Source organism: Herbaspirillum sp. BH-1, from assembly GCF_002870055.1.
Classification (GTDB): domain Bacteria; phylum Pseudomonadota; class Gammaproteobacteria; order Burkholderiales; family Burkholderiaceae_D; genus Herbaspirillum; species Herbaspirillum frisingense.
In genome coordinates this window covers 192877-216689 of the sequence record NZ_PKOI01000008.1, presented here as the reverse complement: position 1 = coordinate 216689, position 23813 = coordinate 192877, and the positions used below count along the sequence as shown (strand labels likewise).

At 66.1% G+C, this 23813-nt stretch carries 19 protein-coding genes; 8 read left to right on the top strand and 11 right to left on the bottom strand.

All coding sequences use genetic code 11. From position 1 onward, the window contains the following. Positions 1-95 precede the first annotated feature (95 nt). Positions 96-2372 (top strand): NADP-dependent malic enzyme, encoded by a 2277-nt coding sequence (locus HBH1_RS13410; protein ID WP_102663152.1) that lies wholly within the window; start codon positions 96-98, stop codon positions 2370-2372. 717 nt (positions 2373-3089) lie between these two features. Next, a complete protein-coding gene (locus HBH1_RS13405; protein WP_006463779.1) occupies positions 3090-4637 on the top strand; it encodes a methyl-accepting chemotaxis protein in 1548 nt (515 codons plus the stop codon). 10 nt (positions 4638-4647) lie between these two features. Here the strand turns inward: HBH1_RS13405 and HBH1_RS13400 are convergent, their stop codons facing one another. After that, positions 4648-4848 carry a hypothetical protein gene (locus HBH1_RS13400; protein ID WP_102663151.1) on the bottom strand — a complete coding sequence of 67 codons (201 nt, stop codon included), beginning with the start codon at positions 4846-4848 and terminating at the stop codon, positions 4648-4650. A gap of 90 nt (positions 4849-4938) precedes the next feature. On the opposite strand from HBH1_RS13400, the gene HBH1_RS13395 reads away from it, so the two are divergent. Then, positions 4939-5835, top strand: coding sequence for a LysR family transcriptional regulator (locus HBH1_RS13395; protein WP_006463781.1), 897 nt, complete (start codon positions 4939-4941; stop codon positions 5833-5835). A 150-nt stretch (positions 5836-5985) separates the two neighbouring features. Next, positions 5986-7116: a DSD1 family PLP-dependent enzyme gene (locus HBH1_RS13390; protein ID WP_102663150.1), complete on the top strand. Its 1131-nt coding sequence runs from the start codon at positions 5986-5988 to the stop codon at positions 7114-7116. Here HBH1_RS13390 and HBH1_RS13385 read toward each other — a convergent pair. Genes HBH1_RS13385 through HBH1_RS13375 form a run of 3 tightly spaced genes read right to left on the bottom strand, consistent with a single transcriptional unit; the run spans position 7103 to position 10275 of the window. Beyond that, positions 7103-8314 carry a M20 aminoacylase family protein gene (locus HBH1_RS13385; RefSeq protein WP_102663149.1) on the bottom strand — a complete coding sequence of 404 codons (1212 nt, stop codon included), beginning with the start codon at positions 8312-8314 and terminating at the stop codon, positions 7103-7105. The genes HBH1_RS13390 and HBH1_RS13385 overlap by 14 nt on opposite strands. Positions 8315-8345: 31 nt before the next feature. Next, complete coding sequence (locus HBH1_RS13380; protein ID WP_102663148.1) at positions 8346-9821, bottom strand: aldehyde dehydrogenase family protein; 1476 nt, start codon at positions 9819-9821, stop codon at positions 8346-8348. Positions 9822-9870: 49 nt separating this feature from the next. Further along, positions 9871-10275, bottom strand: a complete 405-nt coding sequence (locus HBH1_RS13375; RefSeq protein WP_102663147.1) for a RidA family protein — start codon at positions 10273-10275, stop codon at positions 9871-9873. Between the two features lie 150 nt (positions 10276-10425). Between HBH1_RS13375 and HBH1_RS13370 the strand changes: the two genes are divergently transcribed. Then, positions 10426-11370, top strand: a complete 945-nt coding sequence (locus HBH1_RS13370) for a LysR substrate-binding domain-containing protein (RefSeq protein ID WP_102663146.1) — start codon at positions 10426-10428, stop codon at positions 11368-11370. Positions 11371-11391: 21 nt separating this feature from the next. Here the strand turns inward: HBH1_RS13370 and HBH1_RS13365 are convergent, their stop codons facing one another. The 7 genes from HBH1_RS13365 to HBH1_RS13335 all read right to left on the bottom strand — a co-directional run bounded on the left by HBH1_RS13365 (position 11392) and on the right by HBH1_RS13335 (position 19907). Then, a complete protein-coding gene (locus HBH1_RS13365) occupies positions 11392-12717 on the bottom strand; it encodes an NAD(P)/FAD-dependent oxidoreductase (protein ID WP_102663145.1) in 1326 nt (441 codons plus the stop codon). Between the two features lies 1 nt (position 12718). Further along, positions 12719-13459, bottom strand: coding sequence for a cupin domain-containing protein (locus HBH1_RS13360; protein WP_102663144.1), 741 nt, complete (start codon positions 13457-13459; stop codon positions 12719-12721). 59 nt (positions 13460-13518) lie between these two features. Then, entirely contained in the window at positions 13519-15429 is a 1911-nt protein-coding gene (locus HBH1_RS13355; protein WP_102663143.1) for an ABC transporter ATP-binding protein, read from the bottom strand. 4 nt (positions 15430-15433) lie between these two features. After that, positions 15434-16336, bottom strand: coding sequence for an ABC transporter permease (locus HBH1_RS13350; protein ID WP_102663142.1), 903 nt, complete (start codon positions 16334-16336; stop codon positions 15434-15436). Then, on the bottom strand, positions 16333-17289 hold the full coding sequence (locus HBH1_RS13345) for an ABC transporter permease (protein ID WP_006463791.1): 957 nt from the start codon (positions 17287-17289) through the stop codon (positions 16333-16335). Before HBH1_RS13345 ends, HBH1_RS13350 begins: the two co-directional genes overlap by 4 nt. A gap of 101 nt (positions 17290-17390) precedes the next feature. After that, positions 17391-19022 (bottom strand): ABC transporter substrate-binding protein, encoded by a 1632-nt coding sequence (locus tag HBH1_RS13340; protein ID WP_102663141.1) that lies wholly within the window; start codon positions 19020-19022, stop codon positions 17391-17393. A gap of 216 nt (positions 19023-19238) precedes the next feature. Beyond that, on the bottom strand, positions 19239-19907 hold the full coding sequence (locus HBH1_RS13335) for a haloacid dehalogenase type II (protein WP_102663140.1): 669 nt from the start codon (positions 19905-19907) through the stop codon (positions 19239-19241). A gap of 567 nt (positions 19908-20474) precedes the next feature. On the opposite strand from HBH1_RS13335, the gene HBH1_RS13330 reads away from it, so the two are divergent. The 3 genes from HBH1_RS13330 (at position 20475) to HBH1_RS13320 (ending at position 23786) form a co-directional block, all read left to right on the top strand. Then, positions 20475-21362, top strand: a complete 888-nt coding sequence (locus HBH1_RS13330) for a GNAT family N-acetyltransferase (protein ID WP_102663139.1) — start codon at positions 20475-20477, stop codon at positions 21360-21362. 19 nt (positions 21363-21381) lie between these two features. Continuing rightward, positions 21382-22308: a 2-hydroxyacid dehydrogenase gene (locus HBH1_RS13325; protein ID WP_102663138.1), complete on the top strand. Its 927-nt coding sequence runs from the start codon at positions 21382-21384 to the stop codon at positions 22306-22308. Positions 22309-22493: 185 nt separating this feature from the next. Continuing rightward, on the top strand, positions 22494-23786 hold the full coding sequence (locus HBH1_RS13320; protein WP_102663191.1) for an NAD(P)/FAD-dependent oxidoreductase: 1293 nt from the start codon (positions 22494-22496) through the stop codon (positions 23784-23786). Positions 23787-23813 lie beyond the last annotated feature (27 nt).

Genomic DNA, 23813 nt, shown 5'->3' with positions numbered 1-23813 from the left:
CCCGCCGCATTCAGACCAGGAAACCAGAACAGCGAACGCGAGCCGCCTGCATCCGGCCCTCGCTTCCTCAAGACCGTTAATCCCTCATCAAGATCATGACCCAACAAATTTCTGCCGCCGAGCAACTCCTGCGTGACGCCGCCCGCGAATACCACCGCACCCCGTCGCGCGGCAAGATCGAAGTCCGCCCCACCAAGCCACTGTCCAACCAGCGCGACCTGTCGCTAGCCTATTCGCCGGGCGTGGCCTATCCCTGCCTGGATATCGAAGCCGATCCGCTGAAGGCCTTCGACTACACCTCGCGCGGCAACCTGGTGGCCGTGGTCTCCAACGGCACCGCCGTGCTGGGCCTGGGCAACATCGGTCCGCTGGCGTCCAAGCCGGTGATGGAAGGCAAGGGTTGCCTGTTCAAGAAGTTTGCCGGCGTGGACGTGTTCGACATCGAACTGGCCGAGACCGATCCGGACAAGCTGGTCGAGATCATCGCCTCGCTGGAGCCGACCCTGGGCGGCATCAACCTGGAAGACATCAAGGCTCCCGAGTGCTTCTACATCGAGCAGAAGCTGTCGGCCCGCATGAATATCCCGGTCTTCCACGATGACCAGCACGGCACCGCCATCATCTCCTCGGCGGCCCTGCTGAACGGCCTGGAACTGGTCGGCAAGGACATCGGTAGCGTCAAGATCGCCGTCTCCGGCGCCGGTGCAGCCGCGATTGCCTGCGTGGAAGTGATGATCGGCCTGGGTGTGAAGCGCGAGAACGTCTTCATGGTCGACAGCAAGGGCGTCATCTATGAAGGCCGCCCCGGTGGCCTGGACGCCTCCAAGCAACGCTACGCCATCAAGACCGAGGCGCGCACCCTGGCCGACGTGGTCAATGGCGCCGACGTCTTCCTGGGCTGCTCGGCCCCGGGCGTGCTGAGCGCCGAGATGGTCAAGACCATGGCCGACAAGCCCATCATCCTGGCCCTGGCCAACCCGGAACCGGAAATCCGCCCCGAACTGGCCAAGGCTGTGCGCCCGGACTGCATCATCGCCACCGGCCGTTCGGACTATCCGAACCAGGTCAACAACGTGCTGTGCTTCCCCTACATCTTCCGTGGCGCGCTGGACTGCGGCGCCACCAAGATCACCGAAGCCATGAAGCTGGCCTGCGTGCGCGAGATCGCCGACCTGGCCAAAGCCGAGACCAGCGCCGAAGTCAGCGCCGCCTATCCCGGCAAGGAACTGGTATTCGGTGCCGACTACCTGATCCCGACCCCCTTCGATTCGCGCCTGATCCTCAAGATCGCTCCGGCCGTGGCCAAGGCTGCCGCCGAGTCCGGCGTGGCGACCCGTCCCATCAAGGACTACGCCGCCTACCGCGAAGAGCTGACCCGCTTCATCTACCAGACCGGCATGTTCATGCAGCCCGTCTTCAACACCGCCAAGGTGGCCGCGCAGCGCGTGGTCTATGCCGACGGTGAAGACGAGCGCGTCCTGCGCGCGGTGCAGTTCGTGGCCGACGAAGGCCTGGCCGCGCCCATCCTGGTCGGCCGCCCGGATGCCATCGAAGCGGGCATCAAGAAGGCTGGCCTGCGCCTGAAGATCGGCCAGAACGTACAAGTCATCCACCCCGCCAGCGACGCCCGCGTGGCCGCCTACGCCGCGCAATACCAGGGCGGCAGCGAAGCCGACGTGCGTGCCAGCGGCAGCCTGCTGGCCGCGCTGATGGTCAAGGCCGGCGACGCCGATGCCATGCTGTGCGGCCTGGACGGCAACTACGACGGCCACCTGGCGCATGTGGAAAAGGTCATCGGCCTGAAGGACGGCGCCCAGGAATTTGCGGCATTGAACGCCGTGCTGCTGCCGGACCAGACCCTCTTCATCACCGATACCTACGTCAACGACATCCCGGACGCCGAGCAACTGGCGCGCATCGCCAAGGCCGCCGCCGAAGAAGTGGCGCGTTTCGGCGTACCGCCCAAGGTAGCCTTCCTGTCGCACTCCAACCATGGCAGCTCCTCGCGCCCGTCGGCCCGCAAGATGGCGCAGGCGCATGAAGCCTTCAGGAAGCTGGCCCCGGAAGTGGAATCGGCCGGTGAACTGCACGGCGACGCCGCCCTGTCGGAAAAGATCCGAAACAACGTCGGCCTGGCCGACAGCGGTCTCACCGGCGCGGCCAATGTGCTGGTCTGCCCCAACCTGGATGCCGCCAACATCCTCTTCAACGTCTTGAAGACCAGCAGCGGCCAGGGCACCACCATCGGCCCCATCCTGCTGGGTGCGGCCGCCCCGGTGCATGTGCTGACCCCGTCGAGCACCGTGCGTCGCGTCATCAACATGACCGCGCTGGCAGCGGCCAAGGCACAGGACGGCAAGTCCAAGGCCTGAGCCAGGCCCTAGGCAAGCAGCCAGAAAAGACCGGGTTCGCCCGGTAATGCTGTTCAGTTAAGAAAAAATCGCCGCGCCAGATGACTTTGGCGCGGCGATTTTGCTTGGTTCTCTTCAAGCCATCTGAAACCGTTCGGACTGAGTAGGCCCTTTAGGGCCGTATCGAAGGCGCTGCTCAGCTTGTGGCGCGCCTTCGATACGCGGCTACGCCGCTACTCAGGACGAACGGTCAGCGCTGGTGCAAACAAAGTCTGAGCGAGCTTTCGAGCTGGTAACAAGCTTAACTGAACGGCATTAGGGTTCGCCCGGTCTTTTTTTTCGTCCCTCGACAGCCAATGCCGCGACCGACGGGAACGGGCTGCAAATCGATATCAAATCGCGCATTGCCCGAAAGAATAATTTCATTGGATGGAAGTCTTGCCGCTGATTACTATCGGTGGCGATTCAGCCATGCGACCATCGAACAAGCAAGCGCCGGCAGTACAGGGAAGCCGGCGGCAAGAAGAGAGACAGGATGGGCAGGAAGCCGACGCTTCGTGACGGCATGACAGCATGACATCACCAGCACTTCATTGCTCGCCGCGACCGCCCAGCCGGGCCGGCCGCCGCTCTTGACGCCTCGCGCCCGCACGCCCGCACGCCAAACGGGCGGCTCCGCTTCGATCGCATCGCCTGGGTCCGATACCAACAACGATAGCAATCGAACGCGAGGAAGACATGATCTGGTTCTACAACCTCAACATCGCCAGGAAGCTGGCCCTGTCCTTTGCCGTGGTGATCGCACTGACCCTGCTGCAGGGCCTGTTCGCCATCAAGGAGCTCAAGCAGGTCAACAACGCTTCCGGCGAGATCGTCACCAAGTGGATGCCGACCATGGATGCCGCGCGCGAGCTGCAGGGTTCGTTGCCGCCGCTGCGCCTGACCGAACTGGAACTGGTCACCGCCGTCACCCCGCAGGAGCGCGCCGCCGCCAACCAGGCCATCAAGACGCGCCTGGAGGCCCTGGCCAAGCAACGCGCCGTCTTCGAACAACGCATGTCCGAGCCGCAGGAGAAGGAACAGTACGCCCAGTTCGGCAAGAACCTGGCCGCCTACATCAAGGTCGATGAGCAACTGGCCGAGATGGCGGCCAACCAGCAATACGACGAGACCCGCGTCCTCTTCAAGGGCGAATCGGCGCGGCTCTATGGCGCCATGGTCGGTAATCTGGACGCCATCGTGAAGATCAACGCCAGCGGCAGCGCCCGGGCCGACGAAGAGGCCACCGGTGTATTCCGTGGCGCCCAGCGCTGGATCGGCGGGCTCTTGCTGGCGACCGTGGCGATCGGTTCGCTGCTGGCCTTCGTGGTGGCCGCCAATGTGGCGCGCCCGCTCAAGGAAGCGGTGGAGATCGCCCAGCGCGTGGCGCGCGGCGACCTGACCCTGCGTATCCGCCCGGCCGGGCGCGATGAAACCGGCCGCCTGATGGAGGCCCTGCGCGCCATGAATGAAAGCCTGCGCGACATCGTCAACGAGGTGCGCCAGGGTACCGATACCATCGCCACCGCCTCCAACGAAATCGCCCGCGGCAACCTGGACCTGTCCAACCGCACCGAGCAGCAGGCCGGTTCGCTGGAAGAGACCGCCTCGGCCATGGAGCAGCTCACCTCCACCGTGACCCAGAACGCCGACAACGCCCGCCAGGCCAACCAGCTGGCAGCCACTGCCTCGGACATCGCCAGCCAGGGCGGCGAGGTGGTGGGCCAGGTGGTGCAGACCATGGAAGGCATCACCGAAAGCTCGCGCCGCATCGCCGACATCATCAGCGTGATCGACGGCATCGCCTTCCAGACCAACATCCTGGCCCTGAACGCAGCGGTGGAAGCAGCCCGGGCCGGCGAACAGGGCCGTGGCTTCGCGGTGGTGGCCTCGGAGGTGCGCTCGCTGGCCCAGCGTTCGGCCGGAGCAGCCAAGGAGATCAAGGAACTGATCGACGATTCGGTGCAGAAGGTCAGCGCCGGTAGTGCCCTGGTGGAACGCGCCGGCAGCACCATGAACGAGGTGGTCGCCAGCGTGCGGCGCGTGACCGACGTGGTGGCCGAGATCAGCGCCGCCACCCAGGAACAGAGCGGCGGCATCAATGAAGTGAACCTGGCCATCACCCAGATGGACGAGACCACCCAGCAGAACGCCGCCCTGGTGGAACAGGCGGCAGCCGCCGCCGATTCACTCAAGGGCCAGGCCGGCAACCTCGCTGCGGTGGTGGGCAAGTTCAAGCTGGACTAGGGCCTCATCCCTACGGCAGATGGACGGGAAGCAGGCGGGAGCCAGCCTCCTGGCGGCCATCCCTGAGCACGTAATCGACTTCGCTGGCGCCGATGCCCAGGTCATTGAGTTCGCGGGCATCCATGCCCCGGATCTCAACGACCGCGGCGCCGCGTGATCTGCTGTAGTCCCCGAGCATGCGGGCAAGGACCTGGCTGACGATAGGCCACATGGACTTCTCCTTGGTTGAATGCGCACATGATCAGGCAATCCAGGCTATTGGTAAAATTGAGTTTGATGACATCTATTATCAGGAAACCTGATGCGAGAACTCAGCCTGGACCAGTTGCGTACACTGGTCACCATCGTCGACCTGGGGACCTTTTCGGCCGCCGCCAATGCGCTGCACCTGGCCCAGCCCACCATCAGCCTGCATGTCAGCGATCTTGAGGCGCGCCTGGGCGGTGCCCTGCTCATGCGTGGCAGTCGCCGCGTACAGGCCACGGCCCTGGGCGCACTGGTGATCGAACGGGCCAGGCGCCTGTTGCGCGATGCCGACGATCTGCTGGAAGTGGCCAGAAAGCACGTGGAAGGCAAGGTCGGCCGGGTGCGACTGGGGACTTCGACGGGGGTGGTGGTCAACCTGCTGCCGCGCGTATTGCGCAAGCTGGAAAGCAGCTTTCCCGGCATCGATGTGGAGGTCAACATCCTGGGCTCGAACGAGACCATGGCGCGCCTGCAGGAAGGCACGCTCGACATCGGCCTGGTGGCCACCCCCATCCAGTCTTCCAAGGACATCCTGATCACGCACTGGCGCAGTGATCGCATGATGGCCTTCCTGCCGGCCACGTGGAAATCACCGGCTGCCATCAAGCCGGGCTGGCTGGTGGACAAGCCGATGATCTTCAACGACGCGACCACGCAGATGTATCGCCTGACCATGGCCTGGTTTGCCGAGGCCGGGGAAAACCCGCGCGCGCGTATCGAGCTCAACTACAACGAAGCCATGAAGAGCCTGGTCTCGGCCGGCTACGGCGCCGCCGTCCTGCCGCTGGAACAGCCGCTGGCCGCCGAGCTGGAGCGCCACAAGGATATCCGCATCGTTCCCCTCTCCCCGGTGCTCAAGCGCCACATCGGCGTGGCGCATCGTGCCCTGCCCGGCCTGGACAAGGCGACGGCCAACGTGCTGGAGACGATACGGCAGTTCGAGCAGGCCTGAACCGGGGTCTCCCCTGTCAGCCCGTCTTCCGGAGGCACACACAGGCTCATTAACGAGCGTTTAATGCTGGATTCAATGAGCATTAAGCACAGCCCCGGGCGCATCTCCTATAGTCAGCACTCCTTCACGTGCAATCTTCAGGAGTTCCCCATGAGCCTGGCATCCCTGCCCACGCCCGCCGCATTGATCGACATCTCCCGCATGGAGCGCAACATCGCCCGCATGCAGCAGCGCATGGATGCGCTGGGCGTGCGCTTCCGCCCACACGTCAAGACCACCAAGTGCCAGCAGGTCGTGCAGGCGCAATTGCAGGCCGGGGCGAGCGGCATCACGGTCTCTACCCTGAAGGAAGCCGAGCAGTTCTTTGCCGCCGGCATCGGCGACATCGTCTATGCGGTAGGCATGGCGCCCACCAAGCTGGAGCAGGCGCTGGCCCTGCGTCGCCAGGGCTGCGATCTCAAGATCGTGGCCGACAGCGTGGTCTGTGCCGAGGCCATCGTGGCCTTCGGCCGGGAGCACGATGCGTCGTTTGAAGTCTGGATCGAAATCGACGTCGATGGCCATCGCTCCGGCATCGCCCCGGACGATGCCGTCCTGCTGGCCGTGGGATCGATACTGCACGCAGGCGGCATGCGCCTGGGCGGGGTATTGGCCCATGCCGGCTCCAGCTACGACCATGACAATGATGCCGCCCTCGTCGCCGTGGCCGAACAGGAACGCGCCGGCTGCGTGCGCGCCGCCGAACGCCTGCGCGCCGCCGGCCTGCCGTGCGAGGTGGTCAGCATCGGTTCCACCCCGACCGCCCTGCGCGCCGAACAGTTGCGTGGTGTCACCGAGGTGCGGGCCGGGGTCTATGCCATGTTCGATCTGGTGATGTACAACGTGGGCGTCAATACGCTCGATGACATCGCGCTGAGCGTGCTGACCACCGTGATCGGCCACCAGCCCGAGAAAGGCTGGGCCATTGTCGATGCCGGATGGATGGCCATGAGCCGCGACCGGGGTACCCAAGGGCGCCGCCAGGATTTCGGCTATGGCCAGGTCTGCACCGAGGATGGCCAGGTGCTGCAAGGCTACCTGATGAGCGGCGCCAACCAGGAGCACGGCATCCTCTCGCGCCAGGGCAGCCCGGATAGCCAGATCGCACAGCACCTGCCGATCGGGACGCGCCTGCGCATCCTGCCCAACCACGCCTGCGCCACCGGCGCGCAGTACCCGCACTATCAGGCCATCGCCGCCGACGGCAGCGTGACGACCTGGCCGCGCTTCAACGGCTGGTAGGCGTCGCGCCGTTCAGGCCGCTGCCGAAATAGGACTGCGCCAGCGCCACCCAGTAGCGCACGCCCTCTTCGATGATGTCATCGTTGAAGTCGTAGCGCGGGTGGTGCAGCGAATGGGAGCTGCGGTCCTGCGGCGCATTGCCGATCAGGACATAGGTCCCCGGCCGCTCCTCCAGCATGAAACCGAAATCCTCCGAGGTCATGTTGGCGGGGATGCCGGTGCGGATGCGTGCATCGCCGAAGGTGGTGCGGATCACCCGTTCACAGAAGTCGGTCTCGGCCGGTGTATTGATGGTGGCCGGGTAGTACTGGAAGAATTCCACCTCGACCTGCGCGCCATAGGCGTCGGCCAGCGCATGACACATGCGGCGGATGTCTTCCTGCAACTTCTGCTGCAGGGTCGATGAGAGCGTGCGGATGGTGCCGCGCAACTCGGCGCGGTCGGGAATCACGTTGTCGGTATCACCCGCATGGAACATGCACACCGAGATCACGGCCGGATCGACCGGGTCCTTGTGACGGGCGGCGATGGTCTGGCACTGCAAGACCATGGAGCAGGCCAGCGGAATCGGGTCCAGCCCGAGATGCGGCTGGGCCGCGTGCGCCCCCTTGCCGGTGATGGTGATCTTCAGGCGCGAGCCGGCGGCCATGATGGGACCGGTGCGCAGGCCGAACTGCCCGGCCGGCAGGCCTGGCCAGTTGTGCATGCCGAACACGGCCTCGGTCGGAAACTGTTCGAAGAGGCCATCCTCGATCATCTTGCGCGCCCCCGCCCCACCCTCCTCGCCCGGCTGGAACACGAAGTGCACGCTGCCCGCCAGCGTCGGCATCTGCCTCAGCACCCGGGCCGCACCCAGCAGCATGACGGTATGGCCATCGTGGCCGCAGGCATGCATGACGCCGTGCGAGCAGGAAGCATGGGCGAAGTCATTGGCCTCGGTGATGGGCAGGGCGTCCAGGTCGGCGCGCAGCACGATGCCGCGCTGCGGGTCGCTGCCCGGCAGGCTGGCCACCACGCCGGTGCCACCCAGGCCACGGGTGACGGCATAGCCCAGTGACGCCAGTTCCCGCACGACGACGTCGGCGGTGCGATGTTCCTCGAAGCGCAGTTCGGGATGCGCATGCAGGTCGCGGCGCAGGCCGGCCCAGTGGGCCAGATGCGGCTGCAGGCTGTCGTGCTGATGGGGGGTGTGTTCCATGATGCGGCTCTGTCTCCGGTTCGGCAGGCAATCAGGCGTAATAGCCCAGGATCGATTTCACTTCCATGTACTCTTCCATGCCCTCGACGCCGTACTCGCGGCCGTTACCGGACTGCTTGTAGCCGCCGAAGGGCGCCTGCGGGTCCCAGGCCGGGTAGTTCAGGTGGACCTGGCCTGACTGGATGCGGGTCGCCACGGCGCGCACCTGGTCCTTGTCGGTCCCCTGCACATGGGCGCCCAGGCCATAGACGCTGTCGTTGGCGATGGCGATGGCTTCTTCCACGCTGTCGTAGGGCAGGATGGCCAGGACCGGGCCGAAGATTTCCTCCTGCGCGATCACCATGTCGGTATGCACGTCCGAGAAGATCGTGGGCCGCGCATAGTAGCCCTGCTCCAGCCCCTGCGGGCGTCCGGGACCGCCGGCCAGCAGCCTGGCACCATCCTGCAGGCCGGCCTCGATCATCTGCTGCACGCGCAGGAATTGGGCGCGATTGGCCAGCGGGCCATGGGTGGTGGCCTCCTGCCACGGATCGCCCACCTTCATCTGCGCCAGCGCTGCCAGCGCCAGGGCATGCACGCGATCCAGCGCCACGCGCGGCACGATCAGCCGCGTCGGCGCGCTGCAGGACTGGCCCATGTTGCGCAGGGCGGCCGCCACCCCGGGCGGGATGGCGCGCTCCAGGTCGGCATCCGGCAGCACCAGGTTGGGCGATTTTCCACCCAGCTCCTGGGCCACGCGCTTGACGGTGGTCGCCGCCGCCTGCGCCACCAGCACGCCGGCACGGGTGGAGCCGGTGATGGAAATCATGTCCACCTGGGGATGCACGGACAGGGCCGCGCCGACCTCGGCGCCGGTGCCATTGACCAGGTTGAAGACCCCGGCCGGCACCCCGGCCTCATGCACGATCTCGGCGAACAGCAGCGCCGACAGTGGCGACAGTTCGCTGGGCTTGAGCACCACCGTGCAACCGGCCGCCAGGGCCGGGCCGACCTTGGCGGTGATCTGGTAGATCGGCCAGTTCCAGGGCGTGATCAGGGCGCACACGCCGATGGGCTCGCGCACGATGGCGGTGGTGCCGCGTGGGCGGATGAAGGGGTAGTCGGCCAGGTTGTCGCGGGCCACGCGCAGGTGCTCGGCCGCCAGCGGCACGTGGGCGTTGCGGGCGTAGCTGATGGGCGCGCCCATTTCCAGCGTGAGCGCCTGGGCGAACAGTTCGCTGCGTTCCAGCAGCAAGGCATGCACCCGGCCCAGCAAGGCGGCGCGCTCAGCCGGCGAAGTCGCGGCCCAGGCCGGGAAGGCCCGTCGTGCGGCCTGCACAGCATGGTCCACATCGGCAGCATTGCCCAGCGCGATCTCGCCGACCGCCGCTTCGGTGGCCGGGGCGATGACGCTGGCGCATTCGCTGCCCTGCGGGCGCACCCAGGCACCATCGATATAGAAATGCGCCAGCCGGGCGGTGCGGCCCAGGTGGTCCAGCGGAAGTGAGGCAGAAGCGTGGAGGGTCATGTCGGGATGTCCTTGGGTTGGGGGCGGTCCTGATCGCAAAACCAGGAGTTCACAGCAGCGCGGTCGCCTCGACCTCGATCTGCAGACCGAAATGCAGGGCCGGTACCGGCACGACCGCGCGCGCCGGACGGGCGGCGCCGGCCCAGGCCGCATAGAGCTGGTTGAACAGGGGCCAGTGCGCCACGTCGGTGAGGTAGATGCGCACCTGCAGAAGCTTGCCGATCTCGCTGCCGCCACCGATGAGGGCGGTCTCGACATTGGCCAGCACCTGCCGTGCCTGGACTTCGAAGGACGCCTCGGTGAGCTTGTGGCCGCTGGCATCGATGGGCAGTTGGCCGGAGATGAACAGCATGCCGTTGCCGCTGGCAACATGGCTGTAGTGGCCGCCGGGCGTGGCCAGGCCGACCGGGTTGAGGGTGACCGGGTAGTGGTGGGGATCGGTGTCGTGATTCATGAGGTCCATTGATCGAAGTGAAAAGTCAGAAAACAGATAAGAAACCGGAACGCCGAACGCTATGCGACCGCAGTTTCCCTGGATGGACTGTAGCCAGATGGCGCTCATCCATGTTTAATATCCGTTCAATTCACCATTAAGAGGTCTTTAATGCTGCAACTCGATGACATGCAACTGCTGCGCGCCCTTGGCGCGTCGTCTTCGCTGGCCGCCGCCGCTCGCCTGCTGGACCTGACGCCGCCTGCCGTCACGGTGCGCCTGCAGCGCATCGAGGATCGCATCGGCGTGCGCGTGGCGCACCGCGCTGCGCGAGGCATCGCCCTGACCGACGAAGGACAGCGCCTGGTGCAGGAGTCCATGGACATCCTGGAGCGCATCGAATCGCTCGCCGCCAGCATCTCGCGCGAGGCCGACCGCGGCGGGTCCATTGGCGAGACCCAGATCAGCGGATCGCTGCGGGTGGTGGCCCCGTTCGGCTTCGGCCGCCGCCATGTGGCACCGCTGGTGCGCGATCTGCAGCGCAGCCACCCGCAGCTGGCGATTTCCCTGCTGCTGGCCGAGAGTCCCCTGTCGGCCGCCACCGGCGCCGATGCCGTGATCTCCATCGGGCGCGTCAGGGACTCTTCGTGGGTCGGGCATTTCCTGGCGCCCAACGAACGCTTCCTGTGCGCCGCACCGACGCTGGCACGACGCATGCAGCGCCTGAAACATCCGTCCGAACTGGCCGAGTATCCCTATGTCTGCCTGCGCGAGAACGACGACGACGTCAGTCGCCTGCGCTTCACTCCCGTGGACCGTGCCGGAGGGCGTACCGGCAAGGCCCTGACGGTCAAGCTCAAGGGCATGCTCTCGTCCAATGACGGCACCATCACCCGCGACTGGGCGCTCGACGGCGAAGGCTTCGTGGCGCGTTCCGAATGGGATTGCGCCCATCTGGTGGCCGAGGGCCGCCTTGCCCGCATCCTGCCCGGCTGGCAGCTGGAGCCGGCCCCCGTCATGGCGCTGCTGCCCGGGCGCGAGGGCTTGACCACGCGCCAGCGGGTCTTCCTGGAAGCGGCCCGGCGCGCCTTCGATCCGGTTCCCTGGCGTCGCTGAAGGCCCCGACCAGGGGCCACCTCAGAAGTCGGCCACCTTGCCCCAGGACGAATCGTTGAAGCGATTCGGGTGATAGGGGCGCGGATCGACGATGGGCGCAACGCCACTGGCCAGGTCAGCGATCAGGTGCCCGGCGCCCGGTCCGATGCCGAAGCCGTGGCCGGAAAAACCGGCCGCCAGGATCAGCCCCGGGGTCTGCGGCAATTCGCCGATGCCCGGCACGCCGTCGGGCGTGCTATCCACGTAGCCGGCCCAGGTATGGGTGACGCGGGCCTCTGCCAGCTCGGGCAGCAGTTCGATGGCACGGCGATGGGTGGCACGGATGGACACCGGATCGGCCGGCGCATCCAGGATGCGCATGTGTTCCATCGGCGTGGGCGCATCCAGGCGCCAGCGCGACAGGCTCTCGTGACCACTGCGCCAGGCCTGCAGGCCACCCGGCGACAGGTTGCGCCAGCGCTTGGCGAACATCGGCAGGAATTGCGGCGAAAAGCGCAGGAACTGCAAGGTCGGATCGACCCGCGCCCGACCACTGATGGCCAGTGCATAGGAGCCGTCGCTGCGCCGCGTGACCGCCACACCCGAGGTGTACAGCGCGCCTGGCAAGGGCTCATTGGTCGGCGCCACACTCATGATGGACTGCCGCACCGAGGCCTGCGGAAAGCGGATGCCCAGCTGGTGGCAGAACGATGACGCCCAGGCGCCGCCGGCCAGGATGGCGGTGCGGGTCTTGATGACGCCGGCTTCGGTGATCACGCCGGAGACGCGTCCACCTTCGGTTTCGATACCACGCGCCGCGCATTGCTGGATCACGTGGCCGCCCAGCTTCATCACCGCGCGCGCCACCGCCGGTGCTGCCTTGCCCGGATCGGCAGTGCCGTCGGTGGGCGAGAACACCCCACCCTTCCAGGGACGTCGGGTGGCGTGCCCACGTTCGGCGGCCTGTTTGCTGTCGAGCATATAGGTGGTCACGCCGGCGCTCTTGGCGAACTTGCCCCAGGTGGCCCAACGATTGATCTCCTCGTCATCGTTGGACAGGTAGAGCAGGCCGCAGCGGGTGAAACCGGTGTCCTCGCCGCTCTCGGCGGCGAACTGCTCCCACAGGTCGATACTCTTGGTCGCCATGGGCAGCTCGCGGGCATCGCGGTTCTGCTGACGGCACCAGCCCCAGTTGCGGCTGGACTGCTCGGCACCGATGCGCCCCTTTTCGACCACGGCCACCGAGATGCCGCGCTTGGCCAGGTAGTAGGCGGTGAAGATGCCGATGATGCCGCCACCGATGATGACTACATCGGCCGCAGCAGGCGGCGTGGTCGGGCTCTGGACTTGGACGAGTGGGGGCGACATCTTACTTTTCCTCCCCGGCCGGCACGGTCTGGACCACATAGAACTTGGCGACGCGCTCGCTGCTCTCCCAGCCGATGGAGGCTCCCTGCGGCACGAACACGGCATCGCCCCGCTCCACCGCCACCACGCTGCCATCGGGCTCGGCGAAGCGCACCCCGCCATCGAGGATGTGCATGAATTCATTGACCGGATGGGCGCGCACGATACGGTGGTAAGGGGTGGAATCCCAGGTGCCGATCTTGGCGTGGATGGAGGTTTCATCGACCACGTTGTCGCTGCGGCATTGCGGGACCGGCCCCAGCAGGATTTCCTTGGGCAGGGAATTGGCCGAGGGCTTGAAGTCGGCCTCGGCCACCAGGGGAAATACGCCCGGCTGCACCGGTTGCGGGCAATCGGCGGCGCAGAACACCACCAGCGTCGGCATCGGGGCCGATACGCGCAGCGCGGCACCGGTGGTGAGCACCACACCGCTGTCGGGTTTCAGCACCAGCGGCGCGGCGCCCTCGGTCTCGACATGCAGTTCGCCCTGCACCACCACCAGGGTTTCCTGGTGCGGGAAACGGGCGATATCGATTGCCAATGCGCCATCCAGGCGCAGCCGTCCGGCGCTCATGCCGCCGTTGCCCTGCCAGGCGATTTCACGCGAAGCGGCAAAGGGATCGGTCTGACCCAGCGCGGCCGGGCGGAACGGGGTGGACAAGGGTGCGCCAGAGGCACGGTACAACACCAACGCTGCAGACATTTCTTCTCCTATGGGATGGCCAATCGACTTGGCCTTGAATTCGAATACCGGTGCCGGGATCAGACCGTCACGCCTTCCACCGGCAGCAGCGGCGCCTGCGCCTGCTGCAGGTCGGCGTCGGAGCGATGGCACAGGATCTCGCCGCCATGTTCCATGTTGCGGCGACGCGGCGGCACCACATTGCAGACACCATCCACCCGCAGCGAACAGCGCGGCAGGAAGGCACAGATCTCAGGCGACGGATCGACCGCGCCGATGGGCGGCAGCTTGTGCTGGCCGGCCCCGGCCACCTGTTCCAGCCAACCCTGCTGCATGGCCGGGACCGATGACAGCAGGAGGTGCGAATACGGGTGGTAAGGCGGCGCCATCATCGCCTCGCGCGGGCGGTTGGCCACCATGCGACCGGCATAGAGCACCACGATGTCGTCACAGATGGCGCGCACCGTGCTGATGTCGTGGCTGATGAACATGTAGGACACCTGCAGCTCGCGCCGCAGCTCGGCCAGCAGTTCCAGGATGGCGGCGGCCACCACCGTATCCAGGGCCGAGGTCACCTCGTCGCACAGGATCAGGTCGGGCTTGGCGGCCAGGGCGCGGGCCAGGTTCACGCGCTGCTTCTGGCCGCCGGAGAGTTCGGCCGGCAGCCGGTCGATCACGCTGGAGGGCAGCTTGACCAGGTCCAGCAGTTCGGCCGTGCGACGCCGCATGGCATCGCCCTTGAGGCCGTGATAGAAGGCCAGCGGACGGTTCAGGATGCGGCCGATGCTGTGGGCCGGGTTGAGCGCGGTATCGGCGTTCTGGAACACGATCTGCACCCGCCGGAACTGTTCGCGGGTGCGCCCCTCCAGGGTCGGCGAGAGGTTCTGTCCATCGAGCTGGATGCTGCCGCGCGCCGGGGCGATCATGCCGGCCACCGCGCGTGCCAGGGTGGTCTTGCCGGAGCCGGATTCGCCGATGATGCCCACCGTGCTGCCGCGCTGGATGGTGAGGTTGATGTCGTCCAGGATGCGCACGCCAGGCAGGCCCAGGCGGTCCGGGGCGCCGTAGCCGGCCACCAGGCCGCTGATGCGCAAGAGCGGCGCCCTGGCCTCGGCCGGCAGCACTTCACGTAGCTGCGCCACCCGCGTGGCCGGGGAGACGGCGGCGATCAGGCTCTGGGTATAGCTGTCGGCGGGTTCATGCAGCACCTGGCCGGTGCTGCCCATTTCGCGCACGGCGCCATCGCGCAGCACGATGATGCGGTCGGCCATCTGCGCCACCACGGCCAGGTCGTGCGAGACATAGACGGCGGTGGTACCGAGTTCCTTGACCACCTTCTTGAAGGCGCGCAGCACCTCGATCTGGGTGGTCACGTCCAGGGCCGTGGTGGGCTCGTCCAGGATCACCAGTTCCGGGTCGGTGATCAGGGCCATGGCCGCCATCACGCGCTGCAGCTGGCCCCCGGAGACCTGGTGCGGATAACGGTCGCCGATGCTCTCGGGTTTCGGCAGTGCCAGCGCGCGGAACAGCTCGACCGCCTTGGCGCGGGCGCTGGCCTTGTCCATCACGCCATGTTGCAGGGCGCTTTCGATGACCTGATCCATCAAGGTACGCGCCGGGTTGAAGGCCGCCGCCGCACTCTGGGCGATATAGGCCACATGATGGCCACGCATGGCCAGCAGCGCCTTTTCATCCATCTGGTCGATCTGGCGCTGGCCGATGCGGATCCGGCCGCCGGCGATCTGGCAACCGCTACGGGCATAGCCCAGCAGCGACAGGGCGATGGTGGTCTTGCCGGAGCCGGACTCGCCGATCAATGCCAGCACTTCGCCGCGCGCCACGGTGAAATCGACGTTCTTGACGATCTCCACCGAGCTGCCATCGTCCTTGCGGGCGGTGACCCGCAGGCCCTGCACGTCGACCAGGGGCTGACCGGTCGGGGAGGCAGGCGTGCTGCCCTTCTTGCCGAGGAAAGTATCGAACTGCTTCACAGGCTTACTCCTTGGCAGCGCGCTTGCCGCGCAGGTTGTCGATCAGCAGGTTCACGCCGATGGTGAGCGAGGCAATGGCCAGCGCCGGCATGATCACCGCCAGGGCACCCTCGCCCAGGCCGGAAATGTTTTCCCGCACCAGCGAGCCCCAGTCGGCATCCGGCGGCTGCACGCCCAGCGAGAGGAAGCTCAGGCCCGACAGCAGCAGCACCACGTAGACGAAGCGCAGACCGAAGTCGGCCAGCACCGGGCGGATCATGTTGGGCAGCATTTCGGTGGTCATGATGTACCACACGCCCTCGCCACGGGCACGCGCAGCCTGCACGTATTCCATGGCCTGCACATTGACCGCCAGCGAACGGGCGATGCGGTAGGCGCCGGGCATGTAGGTGATGGCCGCCGTGACTACCAGCAGCAGCATGGAAGAGCCGAAGGTGGCCACCATCATCAGCGCGAACATCTTGCTGGGGATCGAGATCAGGGCATCCAGGGCGCGACTGATGACGGCATCGCGCCAGCCACCGGAGAAGGCCGCAAACAGCGCCACGGCCGTGCCTGTGGCGCTGGCCAGTACGGTCGCCGCCAGCGCCAGGCCGATGGTGGCGCGGGTGCCGAAGAGGATGCGGCTCAACATGTCACGGCCCAGGTAGTCGCTGCCCAGCAGGAACTTGTGGCTCATGCCGGAAAACACGTCGGTATCGACGATGGCCGTGGCGTCATAGGGCGAGATGCTGGGGCCGAGGATGGCCATGAGCACCCAGAAGCCGACGATGGCCATGCCGATCCAGGCCATGGTCGAGTGACGGCGCACGCGCTTCACGGGAGCGGGGACAGAAGCGGGCACAGGCGCGGCCGGGGCGGCCGGGGCGGCAGCTTCCCCGCCGGTGGAATCGTGGAGGGCTTTCATCGTGTCTTCAACCTTGGATTGGAAACAATGGCCAGCACATCGGCCGCCAGTACCAGCAGCAGGTAGCCGGCACAGAAGATCATCGAGCAGGCCTGCACCAGCGGCATGTCACGGGTGGTCACGGCATCGATCATCAGGGTGGCGATGCCGGGATAGTTGAAGATGCTTTCGACGATGATGACCCCGCCCAGCAGGTAGGACAGGCTCAGCGCGACCGCGTTGGCGATCGGGCCGATGGCATTGGGCAGCGCATGGCGCAGCACGATGCGGGTGCGCTTGACGCCTTTCAACAAGGCCATCTCGGCATAGGAAGAACGCAGCTGGTCGATCACGGCGGCGCGGGTCATGCGCGTCATCTGGGCCACGATCACGCAGCACAGGGTCAGCACCGGCATGGCATAGGCCTTGATGAAGGCCCCCAGGGTGGCGGCCTCGCTCGCATGCGACAGCGCCGACAGCCAGCGCAGCTTGACGGCGAAGATCATCACGGCCACGGTGGCGACCAGGAATTCCGGCACCGAGACCATCGACACCGCGCTGACGTTGACGGCGCGGTCGAAGAAGGAGCCCCGGTACATGGCCGAGAAGATGCCCAGGAACAGCGCCAGCGGCACCGATACCAGGGCGGTGACGGCAGCCAGCATCAGCGAGGCCGGCAGGCGCCCGCCTATCATCTGTGCCACCGGCACGTTGTTGACCAGCGACATGCCCGGATTGCCCGAAACCAGGTTGCCCAGCCAGTGGGCATAACGCAGCGGGGCTGGCAGATCCAGGCCGTACTGCAGGCGCAGTGCGGCCACCGTCTCGGGCGTGGCAGCCTGGCCCAGCGCCGTCTGGGCGGCATCGCCCGGCAACAGGTTGGTGATGAAGAACACGCCGGCCGACACCAGCAACAGCGTCAGCACCGCCTGCAGCAGGCGGCGCACGATCAGACGCAGGACCATTCCATTCATAGCTATCCTCGGTAACCAGTGCCGGGACCGGCCGGCTGTGCCGACCGGTCCCATGCGACTTGCACTGCCTTCATTGCGTCAGGCGCGAGACTTTCCCGTTCTCACGCATCCAGCCAGACGTACTCGGCACAGGTGTAGTTCATGAAGGCACCCAGCGGCACCGGATCGATGCCCTTGACCTTGGTGCTCATGCCTTCCAGGTTGATGATGAAGACCGGGATACCGATGCCGCACTTCTCGTGGATCATGGTCTGCAGGTCGGCATACATGGACTTGCGCTTGGTGAAGTCGGTCTCGCCGCGTGCGGCCACCACCAGCTGGTCGAACTGGGCATTCTTCCAGCCCGATTCGTTCCACTGGGCATCGGACTTGAAGAACTGGGTCAGCAGGATGTCGGCGCTGGGGCGCGGATTGATGTTGCCGAAGCCGACCGGCACCTTCATCCACTGGTTGGACCAGTAGCCATCGGCCGGGACGCGCTTGACATCAAGCTTCAGGCCGATCTTGGCGGCGCTCTGCTGCATCAGCACGGCCATGTCCACCGAGCCGGTGGCGGCCACCGAGGCTACGACCGGAATGGTGCTGCCCATGACACCGGCCTTCTCCAAATGGAACTTGGCCTTGTCGGGATCGAAGGCGCGCTGCGGCAGGCCGGCGAAGTAGAAGCGGTTGGTGGGGTCGATCGGCTGGTCGTTGGCGGTGACGGCGTAACCGCGGAAGGCGGCCATCTTGATCTGTTCGCGGTCCAGCAGGTACTTCATGCCCAGGGTGAAATCCATGCTGTTGCCGGGCGCCACGTCCTGGCGGATGACCAGATCGGTGTACTGGCCCGACTTGGTTTCCATGACGGTATAACCGGCGGTACCCTTGACGCGGCCGGTGGAGCGGGCGTTGACGTCGTTGATCCAGTGCACGTCGCCGGAGAGCAGCGCATTGACGCGGGCCGCCTCGTCGGGGATGCCGAACAGTTCGACCTCGTCCAGGTAGGGCAGGCCGCTCTTCCAGTAGTTTTCGTTGCGTACGCCGATGGTGCGCACGCCGGGAGTGAATTCCTTGAGCTTGAAGGCACCGGTGCCGTTGGCGCTGCTAAAGTTGGTGGTGCCGTCGCGCACGATCAGGAACTGCGCGGTCGCCAGGATCACCGGCAGGTCGGCATTGGCGCTGGTGAGCTTGATCTGCACTTCATTGGGGCCGGTGGCCTTGACCGATTCAATCTGGTCGGCCAGCACCTTGACCTTGGAGGCGGTGGCCGGGTCCTTGTGGCGCATGAGCGAGAAGACCACGTCGGCCGGGGTGAAGGGCTTGCCGTCGTGGAAGGTCACGCCCTTCTTCAGCTTGACGGTCCAGGTGATGGCGTCGTTGGTGAGCATTTCCTCGGCCAGCACCATCTGCGGCGCCAGCTTGCCGTCCAGCTTGGTCAGGCCGTTGTAGAACATGTGCGCCCGGGTGTAGTCGGTGGAGTGCGCGGTCTTGGCCGGGTCCAGGGTGTCGGCGGTGGAACTGGTCTGGGTGGCGATGCGCATCTTGCCACCGCGCTTGCCGGTCTGTGCCGCCTGCGCCATTGCGCTGCCGCTGGCCGTGAGCAGGCCGCTGCCGCCCACCGTCATGAGACTACCGGCCAGCAGGGTGCGCATCATGTCGCGGCGGGTGAAACCGCCCTGCGCATTTTCCAGCGATAGGTCGGTGATGATGGAGCCCTCTGCGGGGAGTCGTCCGTTTTCCTGCTTGCTCATGAAAAGCCTCACGATAAAAGTTCAACCACGAAGACCACCGGCCTGCCCTGGCGTCTGCTGTCGCAGATCCCTCCGCACAGGGCGTGCCACCTGATGGGGCCGGTCGCATGGATCGCAAGCCTGATGCCAGGCCGGCGGCGACCGGAACACTGCTGTTACCGGGAGTGCCTGCGCACGTGCTGCGCGTGGGCGGCTCCCTTCCTGCTCCTGCCCGGCTTACAGCCCGAGCACGCCCGGCAGGCCGGAGATGTCCTTGATCTCGGTATAGCCGTAGTACGGCGTCGAGGGCTCATGGCCGCGATTGACGAAGACCTTGTTCTTGATCCCCATGTCGGACGCCGGCATGAGGTCGTAGCGCAGGCTGGAAGAAACGTGCAGCACGTCTTCCGGATTGCAGTTGAGGTTGTCGAGCATGTATTCGAAGGCGCGCAGGCGCGGCTTGTAGGCTTGCGCCTGCTGGGCGGTGAAGACCTTGTGGAAGGGCGCACCCAGTTGTTCGACGTTATGCATGATCTGGCTGTCGTCGGCGTTGGAGAAGATCACCAACGGGAATTCCTTGGCCACCTTGGACAGGCCGGCCGGCACGTCGGCATGCGGGCCCCAGGTCGGCACGGCCTTGTAGAAGGCGCCGGTTTCCTCGTCGGTGGTCTTGATGCCCCAGCGCGCGCAGGTACGGGTGATGGCGTTCTTGCAGACCTGTTCGTAGGGCTTCCACTGATCCAGCACTTCATCGAGGCGATAGGCGGCGAACTGGCGCAGGAAGAAAGGCATGTCCTCGGCCGATACACGGTCGGCGTAGATCTTCTGCGCGGTTTCCGACATCTGGAAACGGGTCAGCGTGCCGTAGCAGTCGAAGGTGATGAATTTGGGCTTGAAAGTGCTCATGGAAAATCGTCCTGTCAAAAAAATGATCCTGCGAAGGGATGTGGCGAATTCTCTTGCCTGAGGTTCAATGCATGAGAAGGATTACAACATGGCGACACTTGCGGTTTATTCCTTTTTGACGGGGCCGCGAAACAGAAATATGTGTTTTCGACGGCCCAATCAGCATAGCTTGCCGAGCAGTGCAGCAATGCGAGCCGGGCGCGCTGCTTTGGGGCATTTTCACCAAGCTGGTGCGGTTTGCATCGGCAGGCTGGCGATCCGGAGGCAGGCAGGGTGTTGGCGCAGATGACCCCTGCCCGGGCAGTCGCTTGCACCACACATGCGTAAATCATTTAGCAGTGAGGCATGCGGGGCAGCACCATGCTAATGCCGATGCCGCCCAATTTTGTGCCGAGATAGGGGTGCAGATCGCCATAAGATTGCGAATTCGCGGCACGGAAACCCTCCGCCGCATGCCGCCGATGGCGCATCATCGCTGAGGTGTGCCGACTGCCCGGCAGGTCCGCAGGCAGCGCCCATACAGAACGCGATCACATGGATCGACACGTATTGATAAGGACAAGCTTCATGCACACTGAAAGCACGCTCGACACCACCCAGGCCGACCGCACCACGCTGCGCCCCATGCGCGCCACGGATCTGCCGGCCTGCCATGCCATGAGCCTCCATCTGCACTGGCCGCACCGACTGGCGGACTGGCAGTTCCACCATCAGGTCAGCAGCAGCTGGGCGGTCGAACAGGAACAGCCTGATGGCACCCTCAATGTGGCCGGCAGCGGCATGCTGTGCCGGCTGGACGATGACTATGCGTCGCTGGGTCTGGTGATCATCGCTGATGCCCTGCAGGGACGCGGCCTGGGGCGCGCCATGATGCAGCGCCTGCTGGCCGATGCCGGCTCCCGCAATGTCATCCTCAATGCCACCGAGGCCGGGCGCCCGCTGTATGAAAAACTGGGTTTCGTGGTCACCGATACCCTCAGCCAGCACCAGAGCACCACGGCCAGCGCGCCCGCCACGCTGCCGGCGGGCACGCACATCCGCCCGCTGCGCCCGGATGAAGTGCCGGCCCTGCTGGCACTGGATCGCCAGGCCAGCGGCATCGACCGCAGCGCCCTGCTGCAGGCCTTGCTGAAACTGGCCGAGGTGGTCGTGCTGGAGCGGCAGGGACAGGTGGCGGGCGTGGCCTTCCAGCGCGAATTCGGCCGCGGCCGCGTGATCGGGCCGGTCATCGCCAGCGGCGTGGAAGACGCCAAGGCGCTGATCGCCTATTGGGTCAACGCCTACCCGGGCGCCTACCTGCGCATCGACGTGCCCGGCCGCAGCGGCCTCAAACCCTGGCTGCAGGAGATCGGCCTGACCTGCGTGGACGACGTGGTCAGCATGTGCCGGGGCACGCCGCCCAAGGCGGATCCGACCTGGCGTACCTATTCCATGATCAACCAGGCGCTGGGCTGAACGGCCGGCGCGACTCACCATGACCTTTCTCTACAAAGCCGACCCCGTGCGGGGCGCCGAATGGGCCGAGCTGTTTGCGCAAAAGGCACCGGAGCAGCCCTTCCAGATCTGGCCGCACCAGGGCGATGACGCCAGCGTGCGCTACCTGGCGGCCTGGACGCCGCCGGACGATATCGCACAGCGCTTCCCCAACCTGGAAATCCTGTTTTCGGTCGGTGCCGGCATCGACCAGTTCGACATGTCCACCCTGCCGCCTGGGCTACCGGTGGTGCGCATGACCGAACCCGGGATTGCCGCCGGCATGGTGCAATACGTGACCCATGCGGTGCTGGGCCTGCATCGCGACAGCCGCCTCTATGCCCGCCAGCAGCGCGAACAGGTGTGGCGGGCGCATCGCGTGCGGCCGGCCACGGCCTGCCGGGTCGGGGTACTGGGCCTGGGCATGCTGGGCCAGGCGGTGCTGCAGCAGTTGCATGGACTGGGTTTCCCCTGCGCCGGCTGGAGCCGTTCGGCGCACCAGCTGGAGGGCATCGATTGCTATAGCGGCAGCGCGGGCCTGAGGGATTTCCTGGCGCGCACCGATGTGCTGGTATGCCTGGTACCGCTGACCGATGACACGCGCGGCATCCTGTGTCGCGCACTGTTTGAGCAACTGCCGCGCGGGGCGGCGCTGGTCAATGTCGGCCGTGGCGGCCACCTGGTCGAGGACGACCTGCTGGCCGCCCTGGCTGATGGCCAGCTCAGTGCGGCGGTACTGGATGTGTGCGAGGTCGAACCCTTGCCGCCGGGCCACCCGTTCTGGTCGCATCCCGACATCGTGCTCACCCCCCACATCGCCAGCATGACCCAGCCCGACGGTGCCGTGGAAGCGGTACTGGAAAACCTGCGCCGTCATCGCGCCGGCCTGCCGCTGCTGGGTCTGATCGACCGCCAGCGCGGTTACTGAGTCGGGAGGCGATGCCGCATAGCAAACAAAATGCCGATTGCCCGCGCCAGAACGGCATGCCATGCCGCCAGCGCGCTGCAGTTCGCGCCACATCGCTTGCCGGCACGCCCTATCCTTGATGACATGGCGTGCTGCGTCAGCAGACGCGCCGCCCTGCCCCTATCCACCTGCCCGACATCCCGACCATGAAGCTGGAATCCTACTGGACCGATTCTGCCCCGCTGTATATCTCCCCCTCGCGAGAACTGCCAGCCCAGGTCGACGTGGCCATCGTCGGCGGCGGCTTTACCGGCCTGTCGGCGGCACTGGCGCTGGCCAGGCGCGGCGCCTCGGTGGTCGTGCTGGAAGCCGGTCCGCACGTGGCGGCCGAAGCCTCGGGCCGCAATGGCGGTCACGTCAACAACGGCCTGGCGATGGATTACGCGGAGGTCGCCGCCCGGGTCGGGATCGAACGCGCCCGCGCCTGGTACCACGCCTATGACGATGCGGTCGATACGGTGGCACGGCTGGTGCAGGAAGAAGGCATCGCCTGCGACTTCCTGCGCCACGGCAAGCTCAAGATGGCGACCCGGCCGCAACAGATGGAGGCCCTGCAACGCAGCGCCGAGCGCCTCTACGCCGACGGCGTGGACCGCGATATCGAGATCCTGGACGCCGCCCGCGTGCGTGCCGAGGTGCAGAGCGAGCGCTTCCATGGCGGCATGCTCTACAAGCGCAGCGCGCAGATGCACATGGGCCGCTTCGCCTATGGCCTGGCGCTGGCGGCCGAACGCCACGGCGCGGCCATCCACACCGGCACCGAGGTACGACGGCTGGAACGCATCGGCGAGAGCTACGGACATCGGGTCCATACGCCCCGCGGCAGCATACTGGCGCGGCAGGTCCTGCTGGCCACCGGCGCCAGCCGTCACGGCGCCTACCGCAGCTTCGGCTGGCTGCGCCGGCGCATCGTGCCGGTAGGCAGCTTCATCGTGGTGACCGAGCCGCTGGGAGCCGAACGCGCTGCCAGCCTGCTGAGCCAACAGCGCACCTACACCACGGTGGCCAATATCCACCACTACTTCCGCATGACGCCCGATACCCGCCTGGTCTTCGGCGGACGGGCGCGTTTTGCGATTTCCAGCCCGCAGTCCGATGCCGCCAGTGGCGAAATCCTGCGCCAGGGCCTGCAGCAGACCTTCCCGCAGCTGGGACCGGTGCGCCTGGACTATTGCTGGGGCGGGCTGGTCGACATGACCCGCGACCGCCTGCCGCAGGCGGGCGAACGCGATGGCCTGTTCTATTCCATGGGCTACAGCGGCCACGGCACGCAGATGTCGGTGCACATGGGCCAGTGCATGGCGCAGGTGATGGCCGGCGATGCGCTGGCCAATCCCTGGCGTGACCGCGAATGGCCGGCCATCCCCGGTCATTTCGGGCCGCCCTGGTTCCTGCCGGTGGTGGGCATGTACTACCGGCTCAAGGATAAGCTGGCGTGAATGCCCTTTCGAATCCTCTTCACTTTG

Coding starts and splice junctions, on each gene's coding strand:
- HBH1_RS13410 (WP_102663152.1), top strand. CDS start 96: ATGACCCAACAAATTTCTGCCGCCGAGCAACTCCTGCGTGACGCCGCC.
- HBH1_RS13405 (WP_006463779.1), top strand. CDS start 3,090: ATGATCTGGTTCTACAACCTCAACATCGCCAGGAAGCTGGCCCTGTCC.
- HBH1_RS13400 (WP_102663151.1), bottom strand. CDS start 4,848: ATGTGGCCTATCGTCAGCCAGGTCCTTGCCCGCATGCTCGGGGACTAC.
- HBH1_RS13395 (WP_006463781.1), top strand. CDS start 4,939: ATGCGAGAACTCAGCCTGGACCAGTTGCGTACACTGGTCACCATCGTC.
- HBH1_RS13390 (WP_102663150.1), top strand. CDS start 5,986: ATGAGCCTGGCATCCCTGCCCACGCCCGCCGCATTGATCGACATCTCC.
- HBH1_RS13385 (WP_102663149.1), bottom strand. CDS start 8,314: ATGGAACACACCCCCCATCAGCACGACAGCCTGCAGCCGCATCTGGCC.
- HBH1_RS13380 (WP_102663148.1), bottom strand. CDS start 9,821: ATGACCCTCCACGCTTCTGCCTCACTTCCGCTGGACCACCTGGGCCGC.
- HBH1_RS13375 (WP_102663147.1), bottom strand. CDS start 10,275: ATGAATCACGACACCGATCCCCACCACTACCCGGTCACCCTCAACCCG.
- HBH1_RS13370 (WP_102663146.1), top strand. CDS start 10,426: ATGCTGCAACTCGATGACATGCAACTGCTGCGCGCCCTTGGCGCGTCG.
- HBH1_RS13365 (WP_102663145.1), bottom strand. CDS start 12,717: ATGTCGCCCCCACTCGTCCAAGTCCAGAGCCCGACCACGCCGCCTGCT.
- HBH1_RS13360 (WP_102663144.1), bottom strand. CDS start 13,459: ATGTCTGCAGCGTTGGTGTTGTACCGTGCCTCTGGCGCACCCTTGTCC.
- HBH1_RS13350 (WP_102663142.1), bottom strand. CDS start 16,336: ATGAAAGCCCTCCACGATTCCACCGGCGGGGAAGCTGCCGCCCCGGCC.
- HBH1_RS13345 (WP_006463791.1), bottom strand. CDS start 17,289: ATGAATGGAATGGTCCTGCGTCTGATCGTGCGCCGCCTGCTGCAGGCG.
- HBH1_RS13340 (WP_102663141.1), bottom strand. CDS start 19,022: ATGAGCAAGCAGGAAAACGGACGACTCCCCGCAGAGGGCTCCATCATC.
- HBH1_RS13335 (WP_102663140.1), bottom strand. CDS start 19,907: ATGAGCACTTTCAAGCCCAAATTCATCACCTTCGACTGCTACGGCACG.
- HBH1_RS13330 (WP_102663139.1), top strand. CDS start 20,475: ATGCACACTGAAAGCACGCTCGACACCACCCAGGCCGACCGCACCACG.
- HBH1_RS13325 (WP_102663138.1), top strand. CDS start 21,382: ATGACCTTTCTCTACAAAGCCGACCCCGTGCGGGGCGCCGAATGGGCC.
- HBH1_RS13320 (WP_102663191.1), top strand. CDS start 22,494: ATGAAGCTGGAATCCTACTGGACCGATTCTGCCCCGCTGTATATCTCC.